Source organism: Clostridium sp. NkU-1, assembly GCA_001312405.1.
The window spans coordinates 17,587-44,105 of sequence record BBDR01000005.1 but is presented as its reverse complement, the minus strand read 5'-3'; the positions used below and the strand labels follow the sequence as shown (position 1 = coordinate 44,105).

At 46.1% G+C, this 26,519-nt stretch carries 27 protein-coding genes and 4 pseudogenes; 30 read left to right on the top strand and 1 reads right to left on the bottom strand.

The annotated features are described in order from the left end of the window. Positions 1–240: 240 nt before the first annotated feature. The 8 genes from JCM10519_RS09680 to JCM10519_RS09640 all read left to right on the top strand — a co-directional run bounded on the left by JCM10519_RS09680 (position 241) and on the right by JCM10519_RS09640 (position 8,673). On the top strand, positions 241–1,287 hold the full coding sequence (locus tag JCM10519_RS09680) for a glycoside hydrolase (protein ID WP_054738866.1): 1,047 nt from the start codon (positions 241–243) through the stop codon (positions 1,285–1,287). Then, positions 1,227–2,879, top strand: coding sequence for a hypothetical protein (locus JCM10519_RS09675; protein WP_054738864.1), 1,653 nt, complete (start codon positions 1,227–1,229; stop codon positions 2,877–2,879). The genes JCM10519_RS09680 and JCM10519_RS09675 overlap by 61 nt, the downstream gene beginning before the upstream one ends. 4 nt (positions 2,880–2,883) lie before the next feature. After that, the gene (locus JCM10519_RS09670) at positions 2,884–3,396 is read left to right on the top strand and encodes a hypothetical protein (protein ID WP_054738862.1); all 513 of its coding nucleotides are present in this window, start codon (positions 2,884–2,886) and stop codon (positions 3,394–3,396) included. A 49-nt stretch (positions 3,397–3,445) separates the two neighbouring features. Further along, positions 3,446–4,171 (top strand): hypothetical protein, encoded by a 726-nt coding sequence (locus tag JCM10519_RS09665; protein ID WP_054738860.1) that lies wholly within the window; start codon positions 3,446–3,448, stop codon positions 4,169–4,171. A 1-nt stretch (position 4,172) separates the two neighbouring features. Continuing rightward, the gene (locus JCM10519_RS09660) at positions 4,173–5,477 is read left to right on the top strand and encodes a hypothetical protein (protein WP_054738858.1); all 1,305 of its coding nucleotides are present in this window, start codon (positions 4,173–4,175) and stop codon (positions 5,475–5,477) included. After that, entirely contained in the window at positions 5,447–6,781 is a 1,335-nt protein-coding gene (locus tag JCM10519_RS09655; RefSeq protein ID WP_054738856.1) for an Ig-like domain-containing protein, read from the top strand. The genes JCM10519_RS09660 and JCM10519_RS09655 overlap by 31 nt, the downstream gene beginning before the upstream one ends. Beyond that, positions 6,775–7,785, top strand: a complete 1,011-nt coding sequence (locus JCM10519_RS09650; protein ID WP_054738854.1) for a bacterial Ig-like domain-containing protein — start codon at positions 6,775–6,777, stop codon at positions 7,783–7,785. Before JCM10519_RS09655 ends, JCM10519_RS09650 begins: the two co-directional genes overlap by 7 nt. Before the next feature lie 186 nt (positions 7,786–7,971). Then, positions 7,972–8,673, top strand: a complete 702-nt coding sequence (locus tag JCM10519_RS09640) for a hypothetical protein (RefSeq protein WP_347843725.1) — start codon at positions 7,972–7,974, stop codon at positions 8,671–8,673. A 49-nt stretch (positions 8,674–8,722) separates the two neighbouring features. On the opposite strand, the gene JCM10519_RS09635 is transcribed toward JCM10519_RS09640, so the two are convergent. Further along, on the bottom strand, positions 8,723–9,685 hold the full coding sequence (locus JCM10519_RS09635) for an aromatic acid exporter family protein (RefSeq protein WP_054738847.1): 963 nt from the start codon (positions 9,683–9,685) through the stop codon (positions 8,723–8,725). A 129-nt stretch (positions 9,686–9,814) separates the two neighbouring features. Here JCM10519_RS09635 and JCM10519_RS09630 point away from each other — a divergent pair. The 22 genes and pseudogenes from JCM10519_RS09630 to JCM10519_RS28415 form a co-directional block, all read left to right on the top strand. Next, positions 9,815–10,367, top strand: a pseudogene (locus JCM10519_RS09630) (DUF1456 family protein). A 236-nt stretch (positions 10,368–10,603) separates the two neighbouring features. After that, positions 10,604–10,729: a hypothetical protein gene (locus JCM10519_RS28460; protein WP_347843724.1), complete on the top strand. Its 126-nt coding sequence runs from the start codon at positions 10,604–10,606 to the stop codon at positions 10,727–10,729. Positions 10,730–10,769: 40 nt separating this feature from the next. Beyond that, positions 10,770–11,102, top strand: a complete 333-nt coding sequence (locus JCM10519_RS28455) for a hypothetical protein (RefSeq protein WP_347843723.1) — start codon at positions 10,770–10,772, stop codon at positions 11,100–11,102. Then, positions 11,083–11,379 carry a hypothetical protein gene (locus JCM10519_RS28450; protein ID WP_347843722.1) on the top strand — a complete coding sequence of 99 codons (297 nt, stop codon included), beginning with the start codon at positions 11,083–11,085 and terminating at the stop codon, positions 11,377–11,379. The genes JCM10519_RS28455 and JCM10519_RS28450 overlap by 20 nt, the downstream gene beginning before the upstream one ends. A 173-nt stretch (positions 11,380–11,552) precedes the next feature. Then, entirely contained in the window at positions 11,553–11,714 is a 162-nt protein-coding gene (locus tag JCM10519_RS28445) for an RNHCP domain-containing protein (protein WP_347843846.1), read from the top strand. Next, positions 11,702–11,860, top strand: a complete 159-nt coding sequence (locus tag JCM10519_RS28440; protein WP_347843721.1) for an RNHCP domain-containing protein — start codon at positions 11,702–11,704, stop codon at positions 11,858–11,860. Before JCM10519_RS28445 ends, JCM10519_RS28440 begins: the two co-directional genes overlap by 13 nt. Before the next feature lie 14 nt (positions 11,861–11,874). Continuing rightward, positions 11,875–12,300 (top strand): MgtC/SapB family protein, encoded by a 426-nt coding sequence (locus JCM10519_RS28435; RefSeq protein ID WP_347843720.1) that lies wholly within the window; start codon positions 11,875–11,877, stop codon positions 12,298–12,300. Positions 12,301–12,328: 28 nt separating this feature from the next. Further along, entirely contained in the window at positions 12,329–12,562 is a 234-nt protein-coding gene (locus JCM10519_RS28430; RefSeq protein WP_347843719.1) for a hypothetical protein, read from the top strand. A 129-nt stretch (positions 12,563–12,691) separates the two neighbouring features. After that, positions 12,692–13,371 (top strand): annotated as a pseudogene (locus JCM10519_RS09615) (DUF554 domain-containing protein). A 179-nt stretch (positions 13,372–13,550) separates the two neighbouring features. Further along, entirely contained in the window at positions 13,551–14,420 is an 870-nt protein-coding gene (locus JCM10519_RS09610; RefSeq protein ID WP_054738845.1) for a shikimate dehydrogenase, read from the top strand. Positions 14,421–14,747: 327 nt separating this feature from the next. Then, positions 14,748–15,446, top strand: coding sequence for a substrate-binding domain-containing protein (locus JCM10519_RS09605; protein WP_347843718.1), 699 nt, complete (start codon positions 14,748–14,750; stop codon positions 15,444–15,446). Continuing rightward, positions 15,346–15,612, top strand: a complete 267-nt coding sequence (locus JCM10519_RS28425; protein ID WP_347843717.1) for a substrate-binding domain-containing protein — start codon at positions 15,346–15,348, stop codon at positions 15,610–15,612. Before JCM10519_RS09605 ends, JCM10519_RS28425 begins: the two co-directional genes overlap by 101 nt. Before the next feature lie 325 nt (positions 15,613–15,937). Beyond that, positions 15,938–16,945, top strand: coding sequence for a 3-dehydro-L-gulonate 2-dehydrogenase (gene yiaK / locus JCM10519_RS09600; protein WP_054738844.1), 1,008 nt, complete (start codon positions 15,938–15,940; stop codon positions 16,943–16,945). Positions 16,946–16,996: 51 nt separating this feature from the next. Beyond that, complete coding sequence (locus tag JCM10519_RS09595) at positions 16,997–18,343, top strand: hypothetical protein (RefSeq protein ID WP_054738843.1); 1,347 nt, start codon at positions 16,997–16,999, stop codon at positions 18,341–18,343. A 16-nt stretch (positions 18,344–18,359) separates the two neighbouring features. Next, positions 18,360–20,488: pseudogene (locus JCM10519_RS09590) on the top strand (hydantoinase/oxoprolinase family protein). 52 nt (positions 20,489–20,540) lie between these two features. Further along, positions 20,541–21,296, top strand: a complete 756-nt coding sequence (locus tag JCM10519_RS09585; protein WP_054738841.1) for a hypothetical protein — start codon at positions 20,541–20,543, stop codon at positions 21,294–21,296. 486 nt (positions 21,297–21,782) lie between these two features. Beyond that, on the top strand, positions 21,783–21,938 hold the full coding sequence (locus JCM10519_RS28420) for a hypothetical protein (protein ID WP_347843716.1): 156 nt from the start codon (positions 21,783–21,785) through the stop codon (positions 21,936–21,938). Positions 21,939–22,166: 228 nt separating this feature from the next. Beyond that, a complete protein-coding gene (locus tag JCM10519_RS09575) occupies positions 22,167–22,778 on the top strand; it encodes a hypothetical protein (RefSeq protein WP_347843715.1) in 612 nt (203 codons plus the stop codon). Beyond that, positions 22,742–25,051, top strand: a complete 2,310-nt coding sequence (locus JCM10519_RS09570) for a DNRLRE domain-containing protein (RefSeq protein WP_054738834.1) — start codon at positions 22,742–22,744, stop codon at positions 25,049–25,051. The genes JCM10519_RS09575 and JCM10519_RS09570 overlap by 37 nt, the downstream gene beginning before the upstream one ends. After that, positions 24,993–25,328 carry an Ig-like domain-containing protein gene (locus tag JCM10519_RS09565; RefSeq protein WP_347843714.1) on the top strand — a complete coding sequence of 112 codons (336 nt, stop codon included), beginning with the start codon at positions 24,993–24,995 and terminating at the stop codon, positions 25,326–25,328. Before JCM10519_RS09570 ends, JCM10519_RS09565 begins: the two co-directional genes overlap by 59 nt. Beyond that, positions 25,325–26,404 carry a bacterial Ig-like domain-containing protein gene (locus tag JCM10519_RS09560; protein ID WP_054738830.1) on the top strand — a complete coding sequence of 360 codons (1,080 nt, stop codon included), beginning with the start codon at positions 25,325–25,327 and terminating at the stop codon, positions 26,402–26,404. Before JCM10519_RS09565 ends, JCM10519_RS09560 begins: the two co-directional genes overlap by 4 nt. After that, positions 26,401–26,501 (top strand): annotated as a pseudogene (locus JCM10519_RS28415) (hypothetical protein); the annotation flags it as partial. The gene JCM10519_RS09560 and the pseudogene JCM10519_RS28415, both read left to right, overlap by 4 nt. Positions 26,502–26,519: the final 18 nt, after the last annotated feature.

The window sequence follows — 26,519 nt, the reverse complement described above, 5'->3', positions numbered from 1 at the left end:
TGTAGATTGTTAAGGATATTTTATGACTAATATCTAACCATAGATCAAGTTATATAACTTTATGTCATATTTTTCCAATTCATCAACTGATATCATTATTGATGTCTAAAAATTTTTCAGGAGGAGGGAATTTATGAAACAATTAAGTTTGTTTCAACGTGGTGTGGTCGCTTTTTTTTAGCTATGCCTATGTCTTTGTCGGGGATGCCGTTTCCGACTGCCGCACAGACAGTACCTGCATTGTCTTCCAGTTTTATAGGGGAAATTGCACTGGATCCGCAGGTACATTACCAGACATTAGAGGGTTGGGGAACCTCTCTTTGCTGGTGGGGGAATATTATTGGTTCTGCCGGAGACCGGGATACCAACGGTAATGGCAGGTCCGACCGCGAGGAAATCGCGGAATTGGTGTTTTCCCCGGAATATTTAAATTTGAATATTGTCCGCTATAACGTGGGAGGGGGTGACAAGCCGGATACGACCATTAAACGGGTAGAAGGGCTTGTGCCAGGCTGGAGCAGGGACATGTTCGGCACGGATGATGGAACGGGAACATTTAAGGAAGAGGAATTCTACAGTAAGGAATCAGGAGAAATGAATGATGCCGGCCAGATCTGGATGCTGGAGCAGGCCAATCAATGGCGGGCATCAGAAGGCGATATCATTAATAAAGTATTTTCCAATTCTCCACCTTACTACATGACGAAATCAGGCAGCTCCACAGGTGGTTATGAATGGGATAAAGAGAATTTAAGAGATGACTGCTACGACGATTTTGCATCGTATCTGGCGCGCGCAACAAAATGGCTGAACCAGGACTTAAAAGGCAAGTACGGTACTGGTGTGGATTATGTGGAGCCTTTAAATGAGCCGGATACGAATTTCTGGTTCAACGGCAGCACCAAGCAGGAAGGCTGTATCTTCCGGCCGGGCACCAATCAGATCAAGGCTTACCAGGAAGTGAAAAAGGCGCTGGAGCAGGAACAATTAAGTGATGTCAAGCTGACCGGTACAGATGAGACTGCACTTTGGAATGCCATCAATTCTTTTGAAAAACTGGATGCACAGACCAGGAAGGATATGGCTGTCATAAGCGCTCATACCTATGGCGGCAGTGACAGTGAACGGGAACAGCTTAGAAAGCTGGCTGCATCCTACGACAAAGGGCTTTGGATGTCCGAGGTCACAAAGGGTGGAGGCACCCACGGCGAGGCACCCACGATTCCATGTGGGCGGTCAATACAAAGGACCAGAGTGAAGGGATCATGGCCGATATCAAGAAGATGAAAGTATCTGCCTGGATTATGTGGCTGGCTGCTGACAGTGAGTATGAATGTATCCAGACCAACAGCAGCTGGGGACCGATTCATTATGTATTTGAAGATCATGGGCCGGTAAAAGGATATCATACCAATTTATTTGACGGAAATGGAATTGTGAAGGCAGATGTCCCGGGAGCAGGATATTTCGCTTTGACAAAACAGTTTTACACCATGATGCAGTACAGCAAATTCTTAAAGTCCGGATATACCATGGTGGAAATAGGGGATGGCAATATGTGTGCGGCCATTTCACCGGATAAACAGGTTCTGGTCATTGTTGCACAGAATTTTACTACAGGCACACGGGAAACTAGTGTGGATTTAAATATGCTTCCCAATGGATCCGATGTGAAGCTTTACCGAACCAGCGACTCTGAAAACTGCCGGCTGATACAGGAGGAGACGCTGGAGAGAAGAGTTCTTCCTGTTTCATTACCCGGGAATTCGGTGTCCACTTATGTGATTACGGCAAAGGATGGCAAGGCGCTCCTGGACAGCGATGGTTATAAGAAAATCGTGGAATGTGATATACAGACCACCGTTGATACGGCTTTATCAGGTGCCTCGGATCTTAATAAATTTACATATTCCGGAGATTGGAGGGATGGCTGGAATATCCAGGAGAAATACACGACCCAAAAAGGTTCCTCCGCCAGTTTCCACTTTACAGGTACACAGGCGGCAATCTATGGAAAGAAGTCTCCCAATGGTGCAAATCTCATGGTTACGGTTGATGAAGGAAATCCCATCAGTATCAGCACCAATTCCTCATCAGAAGTGAGGGGAAGCCTGCTCTATATGACGCCTGCCCTGGGCGAAGGGGATCACACGGTCGCCATAACCATGGCAGACAGCCAGACAGCGGAAGCACCGGAAATTGTGCTGGAATATGCGGAAATCATAAACGGAGAATTAGCCGTGAAGACCCCGCGGATTACGAATATTGCAGCTCACGATGGGAAATTAATTGTGGAATTTCAAGGCATGGATGGGGTTACGGATTATACCGTGGAATGCGGTACTTCTCTGGAGAATATAACGGTGAGTGAACCTGCACAGAATGGGGCGGCAGTTCTTGGCGGCCTTATAAACGGCACGGATTATCTGGTCCAGGTTAGAGGAAATGATGGATCTGTTTCTCTCGCGGAAAGCGGACGTCCTTCTGCAGTGGAGGAAGGTCTGTGTTACTTTGTAAATGCCGGTACGGGACGGCCCCGTGTACTTAAGGCCGGGCAGTCTTTTGGGCGTGATAACGGCATTCTGGACCAGGCTTACGGCATGGACATAGTAACCGGTAAGATCTGGGGATATACGGATGACATGGCATATGGCCATACCGGTGAGGATCGGTCAGAGTGGGACAGCTTACGGTATGACGGAAGAGATGCGGCAGAGAAAGGCTTGGAATACCGTTTCCAGTTAGATGAGGGGGCCTATACCGTTGAAATAGGGATGGATGATCCATGGAATAACAGTAAACGCAGTCAGGATATTATTTTACAGGGAGAGAAGATGGAAACACTTGTGCCATACGACAAGACCGTGAAAAAAATATAATGCTGTGGTCAGGGAAGATGGACTTCTCACCATAAAAGCAGTGCGTTCCAAAGGCAATACGGATTCTCAGTGCGATCCTATTATGAACTGGATCAAGATCAGGAAAATAACAAATGATAATCTGGTGGACATAGAAAAACTTCAAGGATATGTCACAGTCAGGGGGGTGATTCCCAATCTGCCACGTACGGTGAAAGGAACCACGCCTGAAGGAGATACTGTAGAGAGGGAGGTAGAATGGAAGGTATCTGCCGATGCCTTGGATGTCAAAGAGTATACCGGGGTGACCATAAAGGGTGACGTGGATGGATATGCCTTGGGAGTCAGTGCAGAGGTCCTGGTGGTGCCTCAGAATCTTCAGTATTTTATTGACTGCAACAATCAGGAATCTGATATTTACAAAAAAACTGAAGAACCATCTTCCGCTCTTCAACGAATCTGCGGATCAAAAATATTCGGACGGAAGCTGGGGGTATGCAGAAGATTATGGCTCTCATCAATCCGGCACAAAGGATAAGTACGAGAATGGATGGTATGCCTATAAGGATCAGGACATTGTTTATAAAATGCCTCTGGCGGCAGGCAGCTATACGGTGGACTTCGGTTTCCAGGAATGGTGGCGACAGAGCCGTCCCATGAAGATAAGCGCCTCTTATACCAAGGCAGATGGAAACACAGTTACCAGGGAGCTGGGAACAGTAACGGTGACAGGAGGGAATCCGGAGGCATTGGTTTCTGCATCACTGGATTTGCCTGAGAAGACCGAGGTGGCATTTAAGGTATCAAAATACAATGGTGTGGATCCGGTGTTAAGTTTCTTTGACGTTCATCAGAAGATAGACCATGCACCTCTGATTTCCGCCCTTGGTCAGGCCCGTACCTTAAACCGGACGGGGTGTGAAGCCTCTTTGCTGGAAGCACTTGATGTTGCTGTTTTAGCAGGCTATAAACAACTGACCGCCCCGGAGACTACAAAGGCCGATTCCAACAGAGCTGCAAAGGCTGTTACCGACGCTTTGACTGCCTTAGTAAATGGAAAAGAATTTACAGAAGAAGAACTGGCTGCAAATGATTATATCCTCTATCTGGTCAACTGCGGAACACCGGATCCGTCGGTTGTGCCGACAGGGTATAAGCTGGGACTCATGCAGTCCGTTGTGGATCAAATGTATGGGAAGGATTCGGTGAAAAAGAATTTATGGGGATATGCGGAAGCTGATGCATACAGCGCTATGGACAGAAACGGCTCTGATGCTGCCGACATCACCGGCACTTGCGTAAGCATGAGCTGATGTGGTATTTGACCGGGAAAAAAGCGGGCTGAGATACAGTTTTGCCCTTCCAGCCGGAGATTACCAGGTAACAGCAGGCTTTATGAACCCATGGAGTGCCCGGGATGTTGATGTGAGGCTGGAGGGAAGAACAGCAGGAGCGTCTGTCAATCTGCAGCAGGAGACCTTGATTGAAAAACAATATGTGGCGGAAGTAACGGATGGGGAGCTGAATGTAATGGTGCACAGTCCCAAACGAACCAGCCAGTATGGAGATCCGATTTTAAGTTACCTCATTGTTAAGGCTGTGCCGGAATATACCTTACATATGCTTCGGAATACACTTACAAAGATGGAGGAAACTGTGGATCAGGCAGAAGAAGACAGAAACTGGACTGATAAGAGCCTTTCCGCTTTCCAGATAGCCAGAGAGAAGGCGGAAATTCTGATAGAGAAAGGCACAGAGGATAGGGAAGAAATCCGGAACATGTATTTTACATTGTATGAAGCGTTTGCCGGACTGGTCAGCCGCAGAGAGTACGATTCCATCACAGGAGTGGAGGGTGCGCCTTATTATGATACCAACGGTGTACAGATTCAGGCACACGGCGGACAGATTCAGCAGCTTACTGTAGATGGAGAGACGAAATATTACTGGATCGGCGAAGATAAAACATATGATTACCGTCCGGTAGGGGGCATTCATCTTTATACCTCGGAAGATCTTTATAACTGGAAGGATGAGGGTGTGGTGCTAAGGACGATGGAAAGCATGGATGAGTTTGAAACGGACCCGTATTTTAATGAAGTGTATGGGGACTACAGCCAGGAAAAGAAGCAGGAAGTATTCATTGACCTGGATAAGAATAACTGTGTGATCGAGCGTCCGAAGATGATTTATAACGAAAAGATGGACAAATACGTAATATGGTTCCATGCGGATGGCAGAACACCATGGAATGATGCGGATTATGGAAAGGCAAAAGCAGGTGTGGCCATCGCCGACAGGCCCGAGGGACCATATAAGCTGTTAGGCTCCTATGACCTGAACTACGTAAGAAGCGATAACCAGGGATTTGATGGAAATCATTTGGGCGCCGTGCGTGACATAAACCTGTTTGTGGATGACGATAAAGATAAGACTGCATATGTGATCTATTCCTCCCAGGGAAACCAGACATTGTTCATTTCCAGGCTGAACGAGGAGTATACAGGCCTGGTGGTTCCCAAAGACGATGGGGTGCAAGGAGTGCATTTTACCACCAACTTTAAAGCTGGTCCAGAGAAGCCCCGGCCATGTTTAAATACAACAAGAAATATTACATGATCAACTCCGGCTGCACCGGCTGGTCGGCGAATGAGGCAAAGTACGCGGTAGCTGAGCACCCACTGGGTCCGTGGACGGACATGGGTGACCCCTGTGACGGAGCCAATTCCAATAAAACCTTTTACACCCAGAGTACCTGTGTATTTCCTGTGGATGCAGAGGCTGGAAAGTATATCTACATGGGTGACCGGTGGAATGCCGATGATCTGAGCGAATCCCGCTACGTATGGCTGCCGGTGGAATTCCATGATGGAAACCGCCTGGTATTACGGCCTTACAGCAACTGGACTCTGGATGAACTGGACAACAAGGGACTTGCCTATATCACTTCGGAGATTCCGGAGCAGTTCGCCTCACTGGCAGAACTGGAAGAAGCCCTGCCAGGTACGGTTGACGTAAAATCTGGTAACGAAACATGGAATGACGCGCCGGTCAAATGGGATGACATTGATGAAAGCCGTCCGTTCGTTGGAGAATATACTGTATACGGAAGACTGGAAGAACAGGGAAACCGGATAAGCCATACTGCCACAATCCTTAACCGGAATACCATATGGTTCTTTGACTGCGGTGCGGATTCTTCGGAATATTTTGATTTAATGAAGGATCAGGCCCCAGAACTGAAGAACATGGAACCGGATCAGGCATATACGGAAGAAAACCATGCCGGATATATGGGTACGGAAGGCACTGTGTTTGGACGATACTCCGGCCATGATTTATATGGAAACGGCTGGTGGGCGGAAAAAGACCAATCTATTGAATATGCATTTGAATTAGCACCGGGAGAGTATACCGTTTATACCGGATATCAGGAGTGGTGGAATACGAAGCGTGGAATCAGGATTTCGGCAGGAAAGAAAAATGAGGCCGGAACGGAAGAAAAACTGGCTTCCAAAGATTTTACCCTGGAACAGTACGACAGGAATCTGGTACAGGAACTGAAATTCACGGTACCTGAAGGTAATGATACGAGCCATGTGGTTGTCCGTGTGGAGAAAACAGGATCAGATGACCCGGTATTAAGCTTCATCAGTCTGGTGCCGGAAAAGATAGCGGAGACATATTACACAATATCCGGTATTGTAACTGACAAGGAAAACGGTGTTGCAGATTTGGATGTCAATCTCTATAAAGGAGGAGATATAACTATTGCAAGTCCTTCGGAGGCTGCGAAAACCGGAGGAGACGGGGTCTATGCATTTAAAAATCTAAAGGATGGGACCTACAGCATTGAGGTGCCGGAACAGGAAGGATATAAGCAGGCAGTAAAAGTCATCAAAGTAAATGGAAAAAAATGTTAACTGACGCTGATCTGGAGTTAACCAGGAAGGAAGAACCGGAGAACGCGGAGGAAATCAGAATCAAGGCCCTTCCGGTACGGAGAAATTACCTGATGGGAGAGCAGCTTGACCCTGAGGGGCTCCAAGTGGCTTTGTACCGTGCAGGAGAGGAAGAACGTATTCTGGAGAAAGAGGAGTATACCTTAAGCGAGTTGGATTCTTCTACTTCCGGTAAAAAGAAAATTACGGTTACATATGTGGAAGAGGAAGGAAACGAACAGAAAACATTAAAGACATTCTTTGAAGTCATCGTCTATAAAGCCGACTCAGCTCCGGAAATCAAAGTCGTAAAGAAACCGGACAAGCTGTTTTATTTCTCCGGAGAGGATCTGGATCTGTCTGGTATGGAAGTACGCGGACGGAACCTTTTGGAAGCAGGTGTGACCATACTGGAGGCTGGGGATTATGAGGCAGAATATGACTTCACGGAGCCGGGAATTTCAGCAGTCGCTATTACCTATACCCTTGAAAAGGACGGAGAACCGGCCGCAGTTTTAAAAGATTCTTTCCAAGTTACGGTGTTTGAAGAGGAAGAATCGGAACGCTATGTTGATCATATTCAGATCATTCAAAAGCCTTACCGGCTGATTTACCGTCCGGGTGATGATTTTGACGTAGAAGGAATAACTGTGGAGAAAACCGTAAAAATAGTGGCTTCCTCAAGCAATGCCACTTATAAAGAAACGGTGCTTCCAGAGGAGTTGGTAGTGGAGCCGTATGATTTTTCAAAGACCGGTAAGAAAAAGGTCCGCATCTTTTATTACGCTGACGGAGAAAATGGGGAGGAAAAGGAATTCTCAGACACGCTGAACGTGGTTGTCACCAGAAATGAAACGGCAGTCACGGAGGGAAATTTAGAGGCACTTGAGAGAATACTGGAGGATAGGCTCCTCTATGGAGACTACCTAACAGAGGCTGAGAAAAATCGGCCTTTACAGAGGCATTGGATGGCGCAGCGGAAATAATGGAAAAGGTGGAAGAAAGGGAAAAATTAAGTGATAAGACGTTAAAACTGCTGAAGGATCTGGAAGAAAAGCTACTGAAACAATTTACTCACATTACAACCTCCCTGCAGGCGGATAGCTTCTTTAAAAAATGTCCGTGCCGACGGTCTGGGACTCAATGCCGGTTTAGAGACGGAAGGAACTCAGATGATACGGCTGCGGATACGCAGGGCAGTGGAAGAAGTGCCGGAGGAGATTTTGGATAAGGCAAAGAAATATGCAGCAATGGACATTGTCCTTTCCGGTGCAGAGGGTGAAATGCAGCCCAGGCTTCCAATCAGAATCAGTATGGATATTCCGGAAGGCCTTGGAAGAGAAAAACTGGTTATTTACCATTGCCATGACGGAGAAATCCATGTGATCCACCCAGTTGTAAAAGGAAACCGAATGAGCTTTGACGTATGGGAGCTTTCCATGTTCGTGGCGGCCAACACAAAGGATGATGTAATTCTGCCCGTACCTGGCAAAGACGGCGGAGAGGATGGAGATGCTGACCAGGGTCCGGGCTTCACTGTTCCTGGAGAATGGAAGAAAAATGATACCGGCTGGTGGTATGAGAAAAAGGCCGGAGGATATATTAGCGGGGCCTGGGCAAGAATTAATGGATTGTGGTATTATTTTGATGAACAGGGATATATAAGGACCGGCTGGATCCTTGATAAGGGAATCTGGTATTATTTAAACGAAGACGGAAGCATGGCAGCGGGTAAATGGATTCTCTGTAAAGAAAAGTGGTATTACCTGACATGGAGTGGCGCCATGGCTGTGAACACGCTGACTCCCGATGGTTATGCGGTTGGAAGTGACGGTGCATGGGTGGTGCCTGGTGTGATACAGGCGGTGAAATAAGATGACCAGGAGCTGACGGGAAGGAAACGGTCCCGTCGGCCTCCTGGATTTATTTAGGATGAGCCATAATAAATTCCCTCTTTATTATCAGCAGCTTTTTTATCTGCTTTAAAATATAAAACAGAATGGCCCTGGCTTCAAATTCCTCCCGGCCAGAAGGGAGCTCATGGCTTTTTAAATCCTGAAATAGAAGGTCTAAGTCCTTTAAAAGCCCTTCTGCTGTATTTTCCCTGTGATATCCCTGTTCAATTCCCTTAAGAAGCAGGGCCACCTGCTTTGCCTGTCTTGGAAGGCAGGTGATGCTTTTGATATTTTCATAGATTTCCTGAAGCACCATGCTTTGCTGCTGGCGCATCTGTATATAATCCACTTCATAGGAAGCTTTTTTCCAAAGTGCATTGTTATAATTATTAAGCGCGCATATTCTTGCCAGGTCCAGGCTTTCCTTTAGCTGTATGAGACAATCAGGACCATATCCGCTTTTATCCTCCTCCACCAGCCAAAGAGACATGCGGCTTAAGATCCCCTTTATCTGGGAATCCACATCATCTGCCAGTTTCTTAAATACTTTTTCTTTCCTTCGGAGATGCATATTGACCAGAACCCCAACGGTGGTGCCGATCAAGAACAAAGAGATCTCATTCCCTATGAGAGGTGCGGACATGGACTTCTCGGACAGGAAATGAGTGATCAATACGGAATCCATGGCAATTGCCTCTCCCCAGTCCGCATAAAGGCATAGCAGGGCAAATAACAGAAGGTACCAGGCAAATGCAAAAAGAGTAAAGCCCAAAAGCCGGAAGGAAGCGGCAGCCAGTATTAATGCGCATAGAAAGGCCAGCGTCCGGTTTCTGGCGCTTTTAATGGTTTCTCTCTTGGTGTTTTGTATGCTGAGCACCGTGATGATGCCGGCTGTAGCAGAATACTTTAAACCAAGCTCAGCGGCAATGGTAATCGCCAGCACTGCGGCAGCGGCAATTTTAATGCTTTTAATTATCTTTTCTTTATTCATGTGTATTACCTCTTAAAAAGCAGTTTATATTTACAGTATACCATATTTTTTTACAAACATCCCATCAGAAAGATTGCTATTTCCTTCACAAATTAGTATAATTTTTTTATTACAGTTTTCATTTAGAAAATGTATTTCCTAAGGAGGAACAGAGTGGATAACAACGATATATTAATAAGACTGCGGTATGCCATGGATATCAAGGATTCTGATATGGTAGAAATATTTAAACTGGGCGGAATCAAGACTACAAAGGAAGGGATCCGAAGGCTTCTGACAAAGCCTCAAACCGATACAGGCGTTTCCGGGGAAGAAAAGGCCATTGCTGATAAAAACAGGGATATCTGCAATGATTTTATGCTGGAGTCTTTTTTTAAACGGTTATATTATTTTTAAACGGGGAAAGCAGGAATCAAAGCCGGGAGAGCCGGAAAAGCCGCTGTTCATGGTGAAAGACCACAGATCAGTCAATAATGTCCTGCTTAAGAAAGTTAAAATTGCCCTGTCCCTTACCGGTGATGATATGCTTGCTATTTTTAAGTCTGTTGGAATCAATCTGTCCAACGGTGAATTAAGTGCACTTTTGCGAAGGGAAGGGCAGCGCAATTATAAGGAGTGCCAGGACAGGTATATCAGAAATTTCTTAAAGGGCCTGGCAATCAAATACAGATCAGACCAATGATAAAAGGCGGGTAAAACCGTCTAAAGATCCAGGGAGAGGGGTCTTGCTTATTATTTTTTTTGTGGTATAATATAATTAGACGTTATATCCTAGTGTGTTGAGGGATTTGATGTTTCATGAACAATCTTATAATTGACATGTAAAGAACCGTCTTTTTAAGAAGGGCTTTTAGTATTGTGCCAATGGCATGGATATGAAAAGCCCTTCTTTTTTTTGAAAGGAGGAACATTATGCATTTGGAAGGAATGGAAGTCAGCCATATGAAGTTTGGAGAGGGGAAGGTTAAAGAGCTTGAGGAAAAATATATCACCATACTTTTCCCGCAGGGTGAAAAAAAAGTTCTTATATCCCAATTCCTTTAAGAAATTTCTTACACTCAAGGATAAAAAGGTACAAACAGAAATGAACAATATGCTGAAGCATATCATGGAGGAAGAGGAAATCAGACGGGCGGAGGAGATCAGCGAGCAGGAACGTATGGAGGAAATACAAAACCTAAAGATCCGTCCCGATTCCCAGGCAGCCTTTGGATTTGTGGAGAATGACAGGGAAAGTGTTTTTTTCCAATTGGGCAGTCTATGCAGGTTCCTATCAGAGCGGAGCTTCCAAAGGAAAACCCAAGATTCCGGTAAGGCTCAAGCTGAATTCAGCCTGTCTCCTTACGATATGCCCGAAGGGGGTAGCAGAAAAGAGGAGGCGAATCATAGGGGCCTTTATGCTGCAGGACAATTTTGAAAGCTCTGCCTGCAAGGATGGTATGATTCAAAGCCACGAAAAATACAGGATTCAGCTAAACGACAAAGAAACTCTGTTTTACTGGGATTATTTTTCCGATGGAGCGGAGATTACAAAATGGGGAAATGTGGAGCTTAAATATTTTTCCAATACAATCATGCAAAAGATCCTTTATGATATGAAAAGCGGGCTCGTTGATGAGGAGCGGCGGAATGAAGCAGAGGAATTTTACCAGTACTTCTGCCTGGTAAACAGGTTAAAGCCCTTGGGCCAGTAAAGAAATGGAGAAAGAAGAGGAGTGATGCGTATGGAATATGAGAGGAACAGAAGAAAAGAATATGAAAAACGGAGGCTGCATAGATTTTAATATGCGGCTCATTGTGTTAGGATTATGAGATATCGCCTCCGTTTTTCGGAAAACGGAGGTGATTTTCATGCAAAAAAAGAAAACTGAACGCAGCATTTGTCTGTCAAAATTGTAAAAGACAGGTACTGCCCATACCAAACGGCAGCTACAGAAACCATTGTCCCTTTTGCCTGTTTTCTCTCCATGTAGATGATGAAGTTCCGGGCGACAGAAAAAACAGCTGCAGGGGCTTATGGAGCCAATAGGAATTCGATATCATACGAGAAAAGGATTTCAACTGATTCACCGGTGTACCAGGTGTGGAACATACAGGCACAATGTCATTTGTGAAGGTAATTGCCAGCCAGATAATAGAGAATTGATTCGGGAACTTATGTATCTGATTACATAGAGCGGGAGAGGTGATTGATTCATTATATGTTATCACAGGTAAATATGGCCTCTATTGCATTCCGGCTTATTCTGTCCATTATTTTATGCGGGGCAATCGGAATGGAAAGGGGTTTGAGAAACCGACCGGCAGGTTTTATGACTTACCTTCTGGTAGGGTGCGGCTCAGCACTTATTATGATTACCAATCAGTATATTGCAACAATCTATACCAATGTGGATCCTACCCGGATGGCATCCCAGGTGGTAAGCGGAATTGGCTTTTTAGGAGCAGGGACCATTATCACCACTTCTAAAAACGAGATCAGGGGCCTGACAACTGCGGCAGGCCTCTGGGCCGCTGCAGCGGTTGGGCTGGCAGTTGGAATCGGTTTTTACGGCGGAGCTATTTTGGGAAGTATTTTTATTATTTTTTTCCCTGATGTATTTAAAGAAGATTGACCTTTACATAAAAACTCATGCAAAAACCATGGAAATATATCTGGAATACAACGAAGAATTTTCCATGCAGAATTTATCCCTGTACACGGAGCAGTCCTGTTACGAAATTTTTGATATGGAAGCCGGCAAAATAAAGACCTTAAACGGGGAATTTGGCACTTTGACCTTTGATGTCAATTTCCGTCATAAGGTAAACCATGCAAAGATTATAGAAGAAATCAGGCAATTGCCCGGTATTCTTTATGTAAGAGAGGTGGCATAGACCGGCAAAGAATTGAAAAGCTGGCCTTACACAATGTCTTGCAAAATGGAAGGAATCTGTTATACTGTTTTTCATAGGAAAAACATGAAGGTTTTGGAAGACTAGTTGTTTCAGGGAGGAAGAACGACCGTGATAGGGACCATTGTAAATACAGCTGCGATTCTGACCGGCAGTGTAATAGGAACTTGTGTTAAAAAGGGGATCAAAGACAAATATCAGGACGCATTATATCATGCCATGGGACTTTCCGCCTGCGGACTTGGCATCAATGCAGTCGTGCAGAATATGCCAAAAAGCAGCTTTCCTGTGCTGTTTATCATCAGCCTTGCAACAGGCAGCCTCCTTGGCGCCAGATTGGATCTGGTGGAAAGGTTTGATAAGATTGTAGCCCGCTTTTCAAAAGGAGATTTGGGCCAGGGGCTGTCTACGGCTATATTGCTGTTTTGTATCGGAACGCTTTCGATTTTAGGTCCCATGGAAAGCGCTCTTTATGGAAATAATACCTATCTGTTTACAAATGCAACTCTGGACTTTGTTACATCCATGGTCCTGGCCTCGACCTATGGGATCGGGATTGCATTGTCTGCAGTGATTCTATTTTTGTGGCAGGGAAGCATTTATCTTTTTTTCCGGCCGCTTGTCTGTTTTTTTTAACTTCCGAGCTATTAACCGAGATTTCACTTGTAGGCGGTTTTTTGATTTTCAGTTCCGGCCTTTCCATATTAAAAATTAAAGACTGTAAGGCGTTAAACATGCTTCCATCTTTATTGGTGCCTGTCTTATGGTTCATAATAAAAGCCATCCTCTGATTGGAAGGAAATTGACAGAAAATAGAAGGGCTGGCTCCTGGCCTGCCGAAAGGAAAATGTTGACAAGCCGGTGAAAGAAGTGTATCTTATCGGTAATACAGGCATGCCTTTACACCCGGCAAAGCGGGGTGGATCCTGCCCGGAAAAGATGGGCAATTGTGTGAGAAGGAGAAAAAACGATGGAAAAAAGAATTTCGGGAAAAACAGGTTTATTAGGTCTGATTGGCTCGCCGGTAGGACATTCCGGTTCACCGGCCATGTATAATTACTGCTTTGAGAAGCTGGGACTGGATTACGCATATCTTGCTTTTGATATCAAGGTGGATGAGGTTGAAAAGGCAATCGATGCCATAAAAACACTCCGCATGAGGGGCTGCAACGTGACCATGCCCTGTAAAAATGAAGCCGTGAAATACATGGATGAGCTGTCACCCGCCGCCCGCATCATCGGTGCGGTCAATACCATAGTAAATGAAGATGGAAAGCTGATCGGTCATATTACGGATGGCCAGGGCTTTGTAGATAATCTGCGGGACCACGGAGTAGAAATTAACGGTAAGAAGATCATTGTCTGCGGCGGAGGCGGAGCAGCTGCCGCAATCCAGGTGCAGTGCGCGCTGGAGGGGGCCAGGGAAATTTCCATCTTTAACATAAAGGATGCATTCTTTGAAAGAACCCTTCAAACCGCCGAAAAGATCAGGCAGGAAAAGCCGGAATGCATTGTAAATGTATATGACATTGCGGATATTGAAAAGATGAGGGAAGAGATAGCTGCCAGTGATATTCTGGCTAATGCTACAATTGTAGGCATGAAGCCAATGGATCAAGAGAGTGTTGTGAAGGATGCTGCCATGTTCCGTCCTGGCTTAGTTGTGGTTGATGCGGTTTATAATCCAAAGGAAACGAAGATGCTTCGAGAGGCAAAGGCTGCCGGCTGCACATGCATTGATGGACAGGGAATGCTTGTATGGCAGGGAGCTGAGGCATTTAAGCTTTATACAGGACAGGAAATGCCTGTAGAGGAAGTGAAGGAATTGTTTTTCAGTTAATAAGAATAAAATTACAGGCTAAGTCCTGGGTGGCGGAAACGACCTCCGGGCTTAGCCTGTTTTAAACCCAGCTGCAAAGCCGGTCACAAGACCAGGGAAGGCGGACCCGGCGGATTCGTCTATAAAAATTATAAAAATCCGTGACAAACCTTGGAAAATCAGATAAAATAAGTTTAAGAAAGGGCTTTCAAGGGTGATAACTGATGAATATTTATGATATTGCGGCAGAAGCAAAGACCTCCATATTTACGGTTTCCCGTGTCTTGAACAATAAGGGAAATGTGAATCCGGAGATACGCAGGCGGGTGGAAGAAGTGCTTAAGAAATATGATTATAAACAGCGCCATTGCAAGGGGACTGGTCTCAAAGACCATGAAAAGCATTGCCATCCTGACCGTGGATGTAAGAGTGACCCATTATGCCCGCATGATTTATGTGATCGAGCAGGAATTCAGCAACAGAGGGTATAACGTAACGGTGTGCAACACAGGAGGTTCCATAGAAGAATGTGAAAAATACATGGAAATCCTGTCAGAAAAGCAGGTTGACGGGATCGTGCTCATTGGTTCCGTTTTCAATGAACTGATCAACTATCCTGACATAACCTCCAAAATAAAGGATATTCCGGTGGTTATGGCCAACGGCAAAGTAAACCTGCCTAATTTTTATTCTGTCCTGGTGGATGATACAAAGGGGATCAGGACTGCAGTGGACTATTTATATGAAAAGGGACACCGGGAGCTGGTTTACGTTTATGACATGGAAACCGACAGCGGCTGGGCGAAGCGTCAGGGATTTTTGGAAGCCATGAAGCTTCATGACCTTCTTGAGGCGGAAAAAAAGGGTGATACCCAGCAAATTCGGCCTGGAAGGCGGCCTGAAAGCAGCGGAGACACTGTGTTCCTCTGGCATCAGTTTTACCGGTGTGGTGTGCGGGGAAGACAGTACTGCCATTGGCATGATGAAGGGCTTAAAAAAGCAGGGCTTTTCCATTCCGGATCAGGTGGTGATCATCGGATACAATAATTCTCCGGACTCCCTGATCTGCGAGCCAGAGCTTACGACTATTGACAATAAACCGGAATTGCTGGGCGGGCTGTGTGCCCAGCTTTTGCAGGAGGTTTTAGAAGGAAAGGCGTCAGCTCCCAACCTGGCAATCCAGCCGGAACTGGTTGCGCGGGCAACCACATGACAGGATCAGAATTTTAGACAGGACAAGCGGAATAGTAAAAACGCTTTTTGTTATACGGCAGCTTATTTTCTGAGAATATATGAAGATAAGCGCCGTTTTTTTATCTCGTAAGAAAACGCTTTTTTGACATAAAAGTTTATATGACTTTTTTACAAAAATAAGTTCAAAAATATGTCTAAAACTCACTAATTTAAGCTGTTTAATCATGTTTATATTGACATATAAGTCAAGAATGCTATAATAATACTCAAGAAAGCGCTTTCTCAAAAGAGAAAGATCAAAATCTGGAACCTGGTGTACAGGAAGGAAAAGGAGAATAAAGAGCATGAGAGTGCAGTATGAGGATTTATTAAAGAAATTTCAAAGGATTTTGGAGAGCAGAGGATTTTCGGCGGATCATGCAGAGGGAGCAGCCACTGTATTTGCAAAGAACAGCCTGGATGGTGTTTACTCCCACGGCGTAAACCGTTTTCCAAGAGTGGTCAGCTACCTGGACAAGGGGGAGATCAATCCGGCAGCCATTGCCACCTGTGAATCTTCCATGGGGAACATAGAGCGCTGGAATGGGCATCGGGGATTTGGTCCCTTAAATGCAAAGCTTGCCATGGACCGGGCATGCGAACTGGCAAAGGAGCAAGGTGTAGGCGTTGTAGCTCTGGGCAATAATAACCACTGGATGCGGGGCGGCAGCTATGGATGGCAGGCTGCTGATGCAGGCTGTATCGGAATCTGCTGGTCCAACACCATGCCCAACATGCCTGCGTGGGGCGGCAAGGACAGAAAGATTGGAAATAACCCCTTCATCATGGCAATTCCCAGAAGCAATGGAAAGCATGCAGTTATTGACTGTGCGGTATCCCAGTTCTCCTATGGAAAGATCGAAGAGGCCAGGTTAAAGGGACAGAAGCTTCCGGTTCCGGGCGGCTATGATACAAACGGAAATATTACCACGGATCCGGCTGAGATTGAAAAAACCTGGAGAGTCCTTCCCATGGGCTACTGGAAGGGAAGCGGGATCTCCATTGCCCTTGACTTAATTGCAACCGTACTGACCAATGGAAATTCCGTGAGAAAGATCGGCACCTTTGGAGACGAAGTGGGGCTGTCCCAGGTGATGATCGCCATTGATCCGGGAAAATTCAATTCCGTGGAAGAGACAGATTCCATCGTTGATGAAATCTTAAAGGACATCAAGTCCTCTGAACCGGCTGCAGAAGGCGGGGAAGTATTCTATCCGGGCGAACTGGAATTAAAGACAAGAGAAGACAACTTAAAGAACGGTATCCCGGTGATTGAAGAAGTTTGGGAAACCTTAAATTCCCTGGAGAGATAAGGAACTGTTCACCGTATGAGAAAAAGAGTATAAAGAGGGAGAGGTAAATCAATGGAATATATCATAGGGATTCTGATTTTGGTTTCATTCTTTGGCCTGGCATTTTATGCCGCAAGGGGCGGCAACTTAATGATGGGAATGCTGGTCATGGCAATTCTCTGGACAATACTTCCCATGCTTGGCAATACATTTGCAACAAATCCGGAGTTTATAGCAGCCAATGCAGACAGGATTCAGATCACCTGGATCCAGGCATTTGCAAAAGTATTTCAAAGCGGCCCTGAAGGCTGGGGCAATGTTCTTGTCAACGTAGTGTTTGGTGCATGGTTTGGGCGTGTCCTTTTGGAAACAGGCATTGCCGCCACCCTGATCCGCAAGACAACAGAGCTTGGAGGCGATAAGCCGGCTGTGACCTGCATCCTGTTATGCATCGTTACCACTGCTATCTTCTCTTCCCTGTTTGGAGCCGGCGCGGTGGTTGCGATCGGCGTTATCGTTCTTCCTATCCTCATGTCCCTTGGCATTCCCAAGGTGCTTTCCGTGGTTTCTTTCATGCTGAGCATTGGCGCGGGAATGTTCTTAAATCCGGTATTATTCGGACAGTATACGGCATTTTTCCTGGATGCAGAGGGAAAGACGGTTTACCCTTACGACCAGTATGTGCGGTGGGGCGGAATTGCTCTGACTGTCCAGCTTGTTTTCACCATCTGCCTTGTGCTGTTCTTCATGAGAAAAAAGAAAACAGTCCATCCATGGGCTGCCAGAAGACCTATGAGGCAAAAGATCGATTTTGCGCCGGGCAGATCCCTGCTGACGCCGTTTATCCCTGTTTTCCTGCTGATCGCATTCAAGGTTCCCATTATTATGGGCTTTTTGATCGGCGGCTTTTATGCCCTGTTCGTATGCGGAAAGCTTAAGGATTTCAGGACCGCATGCCGTACCTTTAATAAGGATTTCTTTGACGGTGTTGTGGATACTGCTCCTTTGGTTGGCTTTTTGCTGATGGTACCAATGTTTAATAAGGCTGCGGAGCTTTGCATTCCATATTTTAATGCGCTGTTAGGAAATATTATTCCACACAGCACCTTGTTCATCACCATCATTTTCTGTGTGCTTGCGCCTCTTGGCCTGTTCCGCGGACCTTTTACCCTGTATGGCTGCGGCGCTGCGACTCTGGGGATATTAAAAGGAATCGGATTTTCCGCAACCTTCCTGGCTCCTCTTATGATCGCTTCCACAACAGTCATGAACGTTTCCTGCTGTATCACCCAGTCCTGGATTGTGTGGGGAATCAGCTATGCCAAGGTTTCCACAAAGGATTTCTTAAAAGTAAGCATTGTCTGCGGCTGGATCATCTGTATTATCCTGCAGATCATTACATTTGTCATGTTCGGTTAATGGAGGGAGAAAACACATGGGAAAAAGATTGGTAAGAATGGGAATCGATGTAGGAGGTACCCATACAAAAGCGGTTGCTATTGATAATGCAACCCATGAAATTATCGGAAAATCCTCCGTCAAGACAACTCATGATGACTGCAGCGGCGTTGCGGCAGGTGTTGTGGCTGCGTTCCAGAACTGTTTAAGGGAAAATGGCATTGATCCTGAGGACGTGATCTTTGTGGCCCACAGTACGACTCAGGCGACCAATGCCTGATCGAAGGGGATGTTGCAACGGTTGGAGTGATTGGAATGGGGCCAAAGGGAGTGGAAGGATTTTTATCCAGATGCCAGACAAAGTTAAAGGACATTGACTTAGGTTCAGGAAGAAACATTGCCATAAAGAACCGCTATATCAGGGATATGGATGTGGATGAGAATACGGTGAGAAAAGCGGTGGAGGAGTTAAAGGCAGAAGGGGCGCAGGTGCTGGTGGCTTCGGATACGTACGGTGTGGATGACATTGGGGGAGAGCAGTTTGTCTTTGAAATCGCCCATGATGAGATGGGGCTGGAGACTACCCTGGCTTCCGACATCACCAAGCTGTATGGACTAACCAGAAGAACCAGGACAGCAGCCATCAACGCAAGTATTTTGCCTAAAATGCTAAATACGGCAAACTCCACGGAGCAAAGTGTCCGGAGAGCAGGCGTAGAGGTACCGCTTATGATCATGCGCGGGGACGGCGGCGTTATGGAAATCAATGAGATGAAGAAACGGCCGGTCCTGACCATGCTGTCCGGCCCGGCAGCCAGTGTCATGGGCTCCCTCATGTACTTAAGGGCTTCCAATGGTGTCTACTTTGAGGTGGGCGGAACCACTACCAACATAGGAGTCATTAAAAACGGCCGTCCGGCCATTGATTATTCCATCGTAGGAGGACACAGGACTTACATCAGTTCACTTGATGTACGGGTCCTGGGGGTTGCCGGAGGAAGCATGATCCGGGCAAATAAAAATGGAATTCATGATGTAGGACCTCGTTCCGCCCATATTGCGGGCCTGGACTATGCGGTATTTACTGATGAAGCGGAGATCGTTGATCCTAAGCTGGAATTTTTCTCTCCAAAGGAAGGAGATCCGGCTGACTATGTAGCCATCCGCCTTGCAAGCGGAAAGAGAATTACTCTCACAAACAGCTGTGCGGCCAATGTACTGGGCCTGGTTACTCCAAAGGATTTCTCCTACGGAAACGTCAATGCGGCAAGAAAAGCCATGCAGCCGGTTGCGGATTATCTGGGAGTGACGGTGGAAGAGGTAGCAAAGCAGATCCTGACAAGGGCTTATGAGAAGATCCAGCCCATCATTATGGAGCTGGCTGAGAAATACCGTCTGGAGCATGACCAGATATGCCTGGTTGGCGTAGGCGGAGGAGCCACCTCCCTGATCGGGTTCTGTGCGGAAAAGATGAACATCAAATACAGTGTACCTGAGAATGCAGAGGTAATCTCCTCCATTGGCGTGGCGCTTGCCATGGTTCGCGATGTGGTAGAGCGGGTGATTCCTAATCCAACGCCTGAGGATATTAAAAGCATTAAAAGAGAAGCCATCGATAAGGCGGTGGAAAGCGGCGCTTCTCCTGACACGGTAGAGGTCCATATTGAGATTGATCCTCAGACCTCCAAGCTGACAGCCATTGCATTAGGCTCCACAGAGGTTAAGACCACTGATCTGTTAAAGGAATGTAGGGAAGAAGAGGCAAGAGCTTTGGCAGCAGAGGATATGCGGGCCAAACCGGCCGACATCACTCTTGTGGGCCAGACACCGAATTTCTATGTATATAACATGGAGGCAAAAGGAAAGCAGCCTCTCCGCATTTTGGATAAAAAGGGCTTTATCAAGGTTCAGAGAACTGACGGAAAGGTGGTGCTTGCAAAAGCATCCTCCTACCGGAGCGTTGTGTCTAAGATGTGGGAGGAGCTGGCCTTATTTAAAGCCGATGCCATCCTGCGGCCTGATTATTATCTCTGTGTGGGTGCCCGGGTCATGGATTTTAACGGGACCGGGGAGCTGGAACAGATCCTTATGCTGATGGATGTGGAGATGCAGATGATCGATACAGCAGATGACATCATCATTGTTGGTGCAAAGAACCAGCTATAGGCAATAGCGGAGGCAGATCATAAAACAGGAATGGGAAAGGAGAGCAATGCCAATGAACAGGGAAGATGCAAAAAGGCTGGTTCAGGGATTCATTGGAAAGCAGCAGATACCTGATTTTGGGCTGGAGGAAACAGGAAGAATACTCCCTCTCCGTCCCATGATCGAAAAACTGGTAAAGCTGTCTGAGACGGAATTTGGCATGTACGCATGGTCCAGAGAGCCTTTGGAGAGGAAATTTGACCGGGAGGAAAAACTCCGCTATATCCTGGAAGCCGGCAGGTGCGGAAGGGAAGAGGCTGCACTTTTAAAAGAGGAGTATCAAACGGGAGATCCGGACATCATAGCCCGTAATATGGGACTTAAGGTATTTACCCCTGATATTCCCATAGGAGGCGGCCATGTGATCTTTGCCCAGTATGTGGAGCCGGATGAAGTGACCATCTTCATGGATGGAGTGGAAAGGGCTGAAAAGCTGATTGCAGATCATTCCCTTGGCGGACTTTTGGAACATGTGGATGTCCGCAGCCTTCTTCTTGCCCATGAGATTTTTCACGGAGTAGAATACCGCAAGGAGGATTCCATTTATACAAAGACGGAGAAGGTGGAGCTTTGGAAGCGCCCCTTTTCCAACAAGTCCAGGCTGGTGTGTTTAGGGGAGATGGCAGGCATGGAATTTGCCAGGGAAATGCTGGGGATATCTTTCTCTCCCTATGTGCTTGACGTACTTTTGATGTATGGATACCAGGAGGATGCGGCAACAGCCCTGTATGAGGAGATTATGGATATCACTCAAATAACGGCAGATTAGAAAGAGGTATGGGGAAAGGTTCAAAGGATCGGAGACGGTTCTTTGGGCCTTTTTTGCTAAGGCGGAATGTGATTGAAAGACTCTGCTGCGTGATTTTCAACTATGATACAGAGCCGGTGCAGACACTGACGGCTTTTGCCTGCAGATTGCCGCATAAGCAGGAACAGACGGACTGTCTGAAAATGGCAGAAAGGGTATTGCTAATTATGTTTTTGTGCTATAATAGGCGCAAGCGTCTAGCATTGTGCTGCATTCGCCAAATGCCGCTTTGCGGCGCCTGGCTCATTGCTTTCATGGTATCATGTGATTGGAAATCAGTTCCAGATATTGGGGGGGATTTGATATGAGTTGGGAGGATTGGAAGACAGCCATATGAAAAAGGGATTTCAGCTCATTTGGGAGGAGGACAGCATGGCAGCTGAGGAATCAATTAGAGACAGATACAAACGATAAAAATGCATTTTAAAATACGGCAGCTTATTTTCTGTGGATATTGAAGATAAGGCTGTTTTTTTGTGCAAACCAGAAAATGCTTTTTATTCTGAGAAAATCATGTACAAGCCTGTAAAAACAGGTGCAGTAAAATGTATTAGTTTCAGTGGAAGTTCAGCAGAGCATACAGGTTTTTTTTGCCGCCTATAAACAGAAAGATGATGAAATTGTAAAAATCGTAAAATTCTATATGAAAAGAATTGGGAAAAGATGAAGATATTGCTATAAACCTTAAGATGATTTATTTTTACGCCGGTCCATAAATGCTATACTTTTTATATAAGCAGACGCTTTTGTTCCGCTCTTTTTGAAAAAAATGCCGCTGTTTTCAAAAGGAACGGATAAGGGCGTAATAAAAAGTAAGGGGGATCTTTTCTTATGCTTAAAAGCAGTAGGCTTTTCAAAAGAAAAGCGGCTGGCATGATGGCAGCAGTCATGATGATCGGCATTTTGCCCGTGAACATGATCGGATTTGCTGATGTCTTTGAAATGCCGCCGGACAGCTATGATAACATGGATGAACATACGGCGACAAGGTCCAATGCCAGTCTAGCCACTGCATCCGATGCACAGAAAGCACAGGAGCTGCAAGAGGAGGGGACTGTGTATTATGTGGATGCCAAAAACGGCAATGACAGTGGGGACGGAAAAACAGAAGAGACTGCGTGGAAGACCTTTGACAGGGTCAATTCCAAAACCTTTCTGCCCGGAGACAAGTTACTGCTGAAAGCAGACTGTATCTGGAACCAGGCACTGAATCCCAAAGGAAGCGGCCGGGAGGGCGCACCCATCACCATTGATACATATGGAGAAGGCAGCCGCCCTGTGATTAATGGCAATGGAACCTCTGGCCCTTCCATTACCGGCGCGGTGACGATCTATAACGAAGAGTACTGGGAAATTTACAATCTGGAAGTGACGAATCTGGAAAATACGGATAAAATGGGGGAAGCATGGACAGCGGTACCAGTGAACGGGCCGGGATCCTGATCTATTCCTCCAACCAGAAAAAAATATACAAACACATTACCGTGAAGAATTGCTATGTACACGATGTCAACTCCAACTTTAAAGGCGGAAAAACATCCGGCGGCATCATCGTTATGGGCCATTATCTGGACAAAGACGGAAAACGGGTCACCATCGATGATAACGGAAATCTGACCGCAAAGGCCATGGGGCGGGCAGCCTTTGAGGATGTACTTATTGAAGGGAATTATGTAAAGAACGTGGCGATTGAAGGAATCCGGAATAAATGCAATACGGATATTTCCGGTTCCGGCTGGGGGAAAAACGAATTCCTTAAAAACTATTCCAATGTGACCATCCGCAATAATTATCTGGAAAATGTTGTGGGTGACGGCATCGTTTTGACAGAAACAAAAGGCGGACTGATCGAGGGGAATATGGTGAATTCTTCCTGCGGCTTTGACAGGGGCGCAGTAAACTATGCCCAGTGCTGGACCATGTTTGCCGATGATGTTACCGTGCAGTATAATGAAGTTTACGGAAACCGGTACGGATACGATGACGGCGAGGCCTTTGACTCCGATATGATGAATGTGGACAATATTTTCCAGTACAATTTAAGCCATGACTGCGGCGGCGGCGTCATGCTGTTCATGGCAAGCCAGAAAAATACCATATTCCGTTATAATTTAAGCATTAATGACGGTACAGGCACCTATCCCGGTGAAAGCAGGATGCAGCAGCAGACCTTCCATTATGACAATACAACTTCTGCAGGACCCGGTGTAGGAAAGATTTATAACAACACCATTGTTCTCTTTGGAGACGGTAAAAAAACCTCTCTGTTTGGCGGAAAGAGCAAAAGAACCTGCTTTGTGGATTTCAAAAATAATATTGTTCTGGCTAAAGACGGGGCAGTCATAGACTTTGCGGTCTTGGAGCAGGGATCCACCATTCACAGTGACAGCTTAATAGAAAACAACTGTTTCTATCCGGATACCATTGCCAACACCAGTGCGGGTTCTGTTTTAAATAAGGAGAGCCTGCAGGCCAAAGGAAATATATTTAAGGACCCCATGCTGATCGATTATAAGGCGGGAAAGGATTATTCCAAATATAAATATCCTTTGGAGGAGCTGGAAGATCTTATGGATTCCGATTTTACAAAAGACAGAATCCAGAAGCTGGCAGAGCCGTATCAGCTGACAGAAGGGTCCCCTTGTATCCGTGCCGGACAGAGGATCGATGGCATGCCTACGGAAGATATCATGGGCAATACCATTGCCGGGCGTGTGGATATGGGCGCTTTGGAATATTCCAGTGAGGATGAGCTGGCAGAGGAAGTGGAGGAGGTTCATATTGTAACGACTCCCGGAGTTGTGCCGAAGCTGCCGGCAACCTTAAAAATCGTTCTGGATGGGAAATCCTTTGATTATCCGGTTAACTGGGATGAACTGACAAAGGAAGACTGTATGCAGGCGGGAGTAATCGAACTGTCAGGAGTCCTGCCGGGATTGTCCAATCAGGTTGTGGCTTCCATAATTATAGCCGACGCACCGGAACGCTTTGAACCGGTTGAGGTTTCCACCTTTGCAGGAATTTACCCGGTACTCCCTGATAAAATTACAGCGGAATTTGCCGGTGGGCTGACCCTGGAGCTTGGAGTGACATGGGAAACGCTAACCCTGGAACAGTATTCCCACGAAGGTGAGATTACGGTAGGAGGGACTGTTACGGGCCTGAAGGAAAAATGCCAGGCAAAGGTAACAGTCATCGGTGAACTGGGGGATGGAACAAGTGTAAAGGAAAAGGTGGCTTCAAAGGATGCCTATACCCAGCAAAGCGACGGAAATAAGGCTTATGGAAGCTCTGACCCCAATGTCATTAAGGTCAAAACGGCCAATAATTCGCCTGCCTATACAAGAAATGGGCTGATTGGCTTTGACTTAAGCGGTGATGAGCAGATGTTAAGATCTGCTTCCAGCATTACCATAAAGCTGCAAATGACAAGACCGGTTACGGAATCAGATTATAAAACCATTAACAATCATTTTTACCTCAAGGTTTATGAGGTAAATGACAACTGGAAAGAAGGAACGGTAACATGGAATTCCTCTCCAGATGTTTCCGGTGATAACCTGGTGATCCGTGATAAAAAAATAGTCTATACCAATATCCGGGATGCCCATGAGAATATTGTGGAACTGGATGTAACTGATTGGGTGAAAAATGCCTATGCAAAAAAAAGGACAGACAAAGTTTTCCTTCTTAATGACAACGGATTATTTCGGTGAGTATGCAAATGGCGACAACGGCGGCATTGATTTCGCTTCCAAAGAGGCAGGGGGAAAGATGGCTCCTGCTTTGGTATTAAGCAATGTCTATGAAACAGAGGTGGAAAGTGTTTCCGTATCAACACCGGCAGGGAAGATGCCGGTTCTGCCGGAGACGGTATCAGTCAGTTATTCCAACGGAGAGCAAAAGAATGTGACTGTGGAGTGGAATGGCATTGATTCTGCAAATTACCAGGGCGAGGGGAACTTTGTGGTGTATGGGAAGGCAGATGGGTGAAGCTTCCCATCAGGTGTACCGTATATGTCATGGAAGCGCTGCATAAAGTTGTCTCGGTCAGGGATATTCCTCCCATTATCCAGCTGGTTGGAACAGCCTGGGAGGAACTGGGGCTTCCAAAGACAGCAGCAGCGCTGTTAGATAATGGGAAGGAAGCACAAGTGCCCATTGAATACTGGTTCCCTGATAATGCCTATGACCCGGAAAAAGTATTTTTCTATACCTGCATCGGATATCTGGAGCTTACAGGCCATGAGACGATTGAAAACCCCAATCAGAAGTTTGCTACGGTAACGGTAAACATGATTGAACCGGAAGACAAGAATGCCCTTCTTGTTCTTTATACAGAAGCAGCGGATTTAATTAATCAAGGTGCATTGGAACGGCTGACTGATGGAGCAAAAGGCCGTTTTATGAAGGCATTCAACCAGGCCGCTTCTGTACTGATCAATACAAAGGCATCCGAATCAGAAGTACATAATGCTTATGTTAATTTGATGGAAGCAATCTGGAGCCTGGATTCAGAAGAAAATTTAAAGCCTGATACTTCAGCCCTTAAGGATCTGGTGCTCATAGGGGAATCCAAGAACAAGAAGGATTATACCGAGGAGTCCTATGAGGTGTTAAAGGATGCTCTTTCAGAAGCCAGGTCTGTTTTAAAGGATAAGACTCTTACAAAGGGGGACCAGTACCGGGTAGACCAGGCATACGATTCTTTGAAGGAGGCCATTGACGGCCTGGAGTTTGATGGAAACCCGGGAACGGAAAACAAGATTGTCACGGGAATAAAAATCATTGCACTGCCAAATCAAACAGAATACAAAACAGGAGAACGAATCAGCCATTCCGGCTTAAGCGTGGCTGCCGTATACAGCGATGGCTCATTAAAGCTTATAAAGGGCTATGAAATATCAGATGTGAACACTTCCGTGCCGGGTGTAAAGGATGTGGTCATTACTTACCGGACAGCGGTAAATAACGCCGTTAAAGTGTTCACGGCTGTATTCCAGATAACGGTTAAAAAAAAGAGACTTCTCAGGGAAGTGGTTCCGGCAGTTCAGGAGGAGACGGTATAAGTGGCCAATGGCAGAAGGCAAGCGGAACGGCATGGAGATTCTTAAAGCCAGACAAAACCTATGCTGCCAATGAATGGGCAAAGATAAGCGGAAAATGGTACCGGTTCAACGAAGA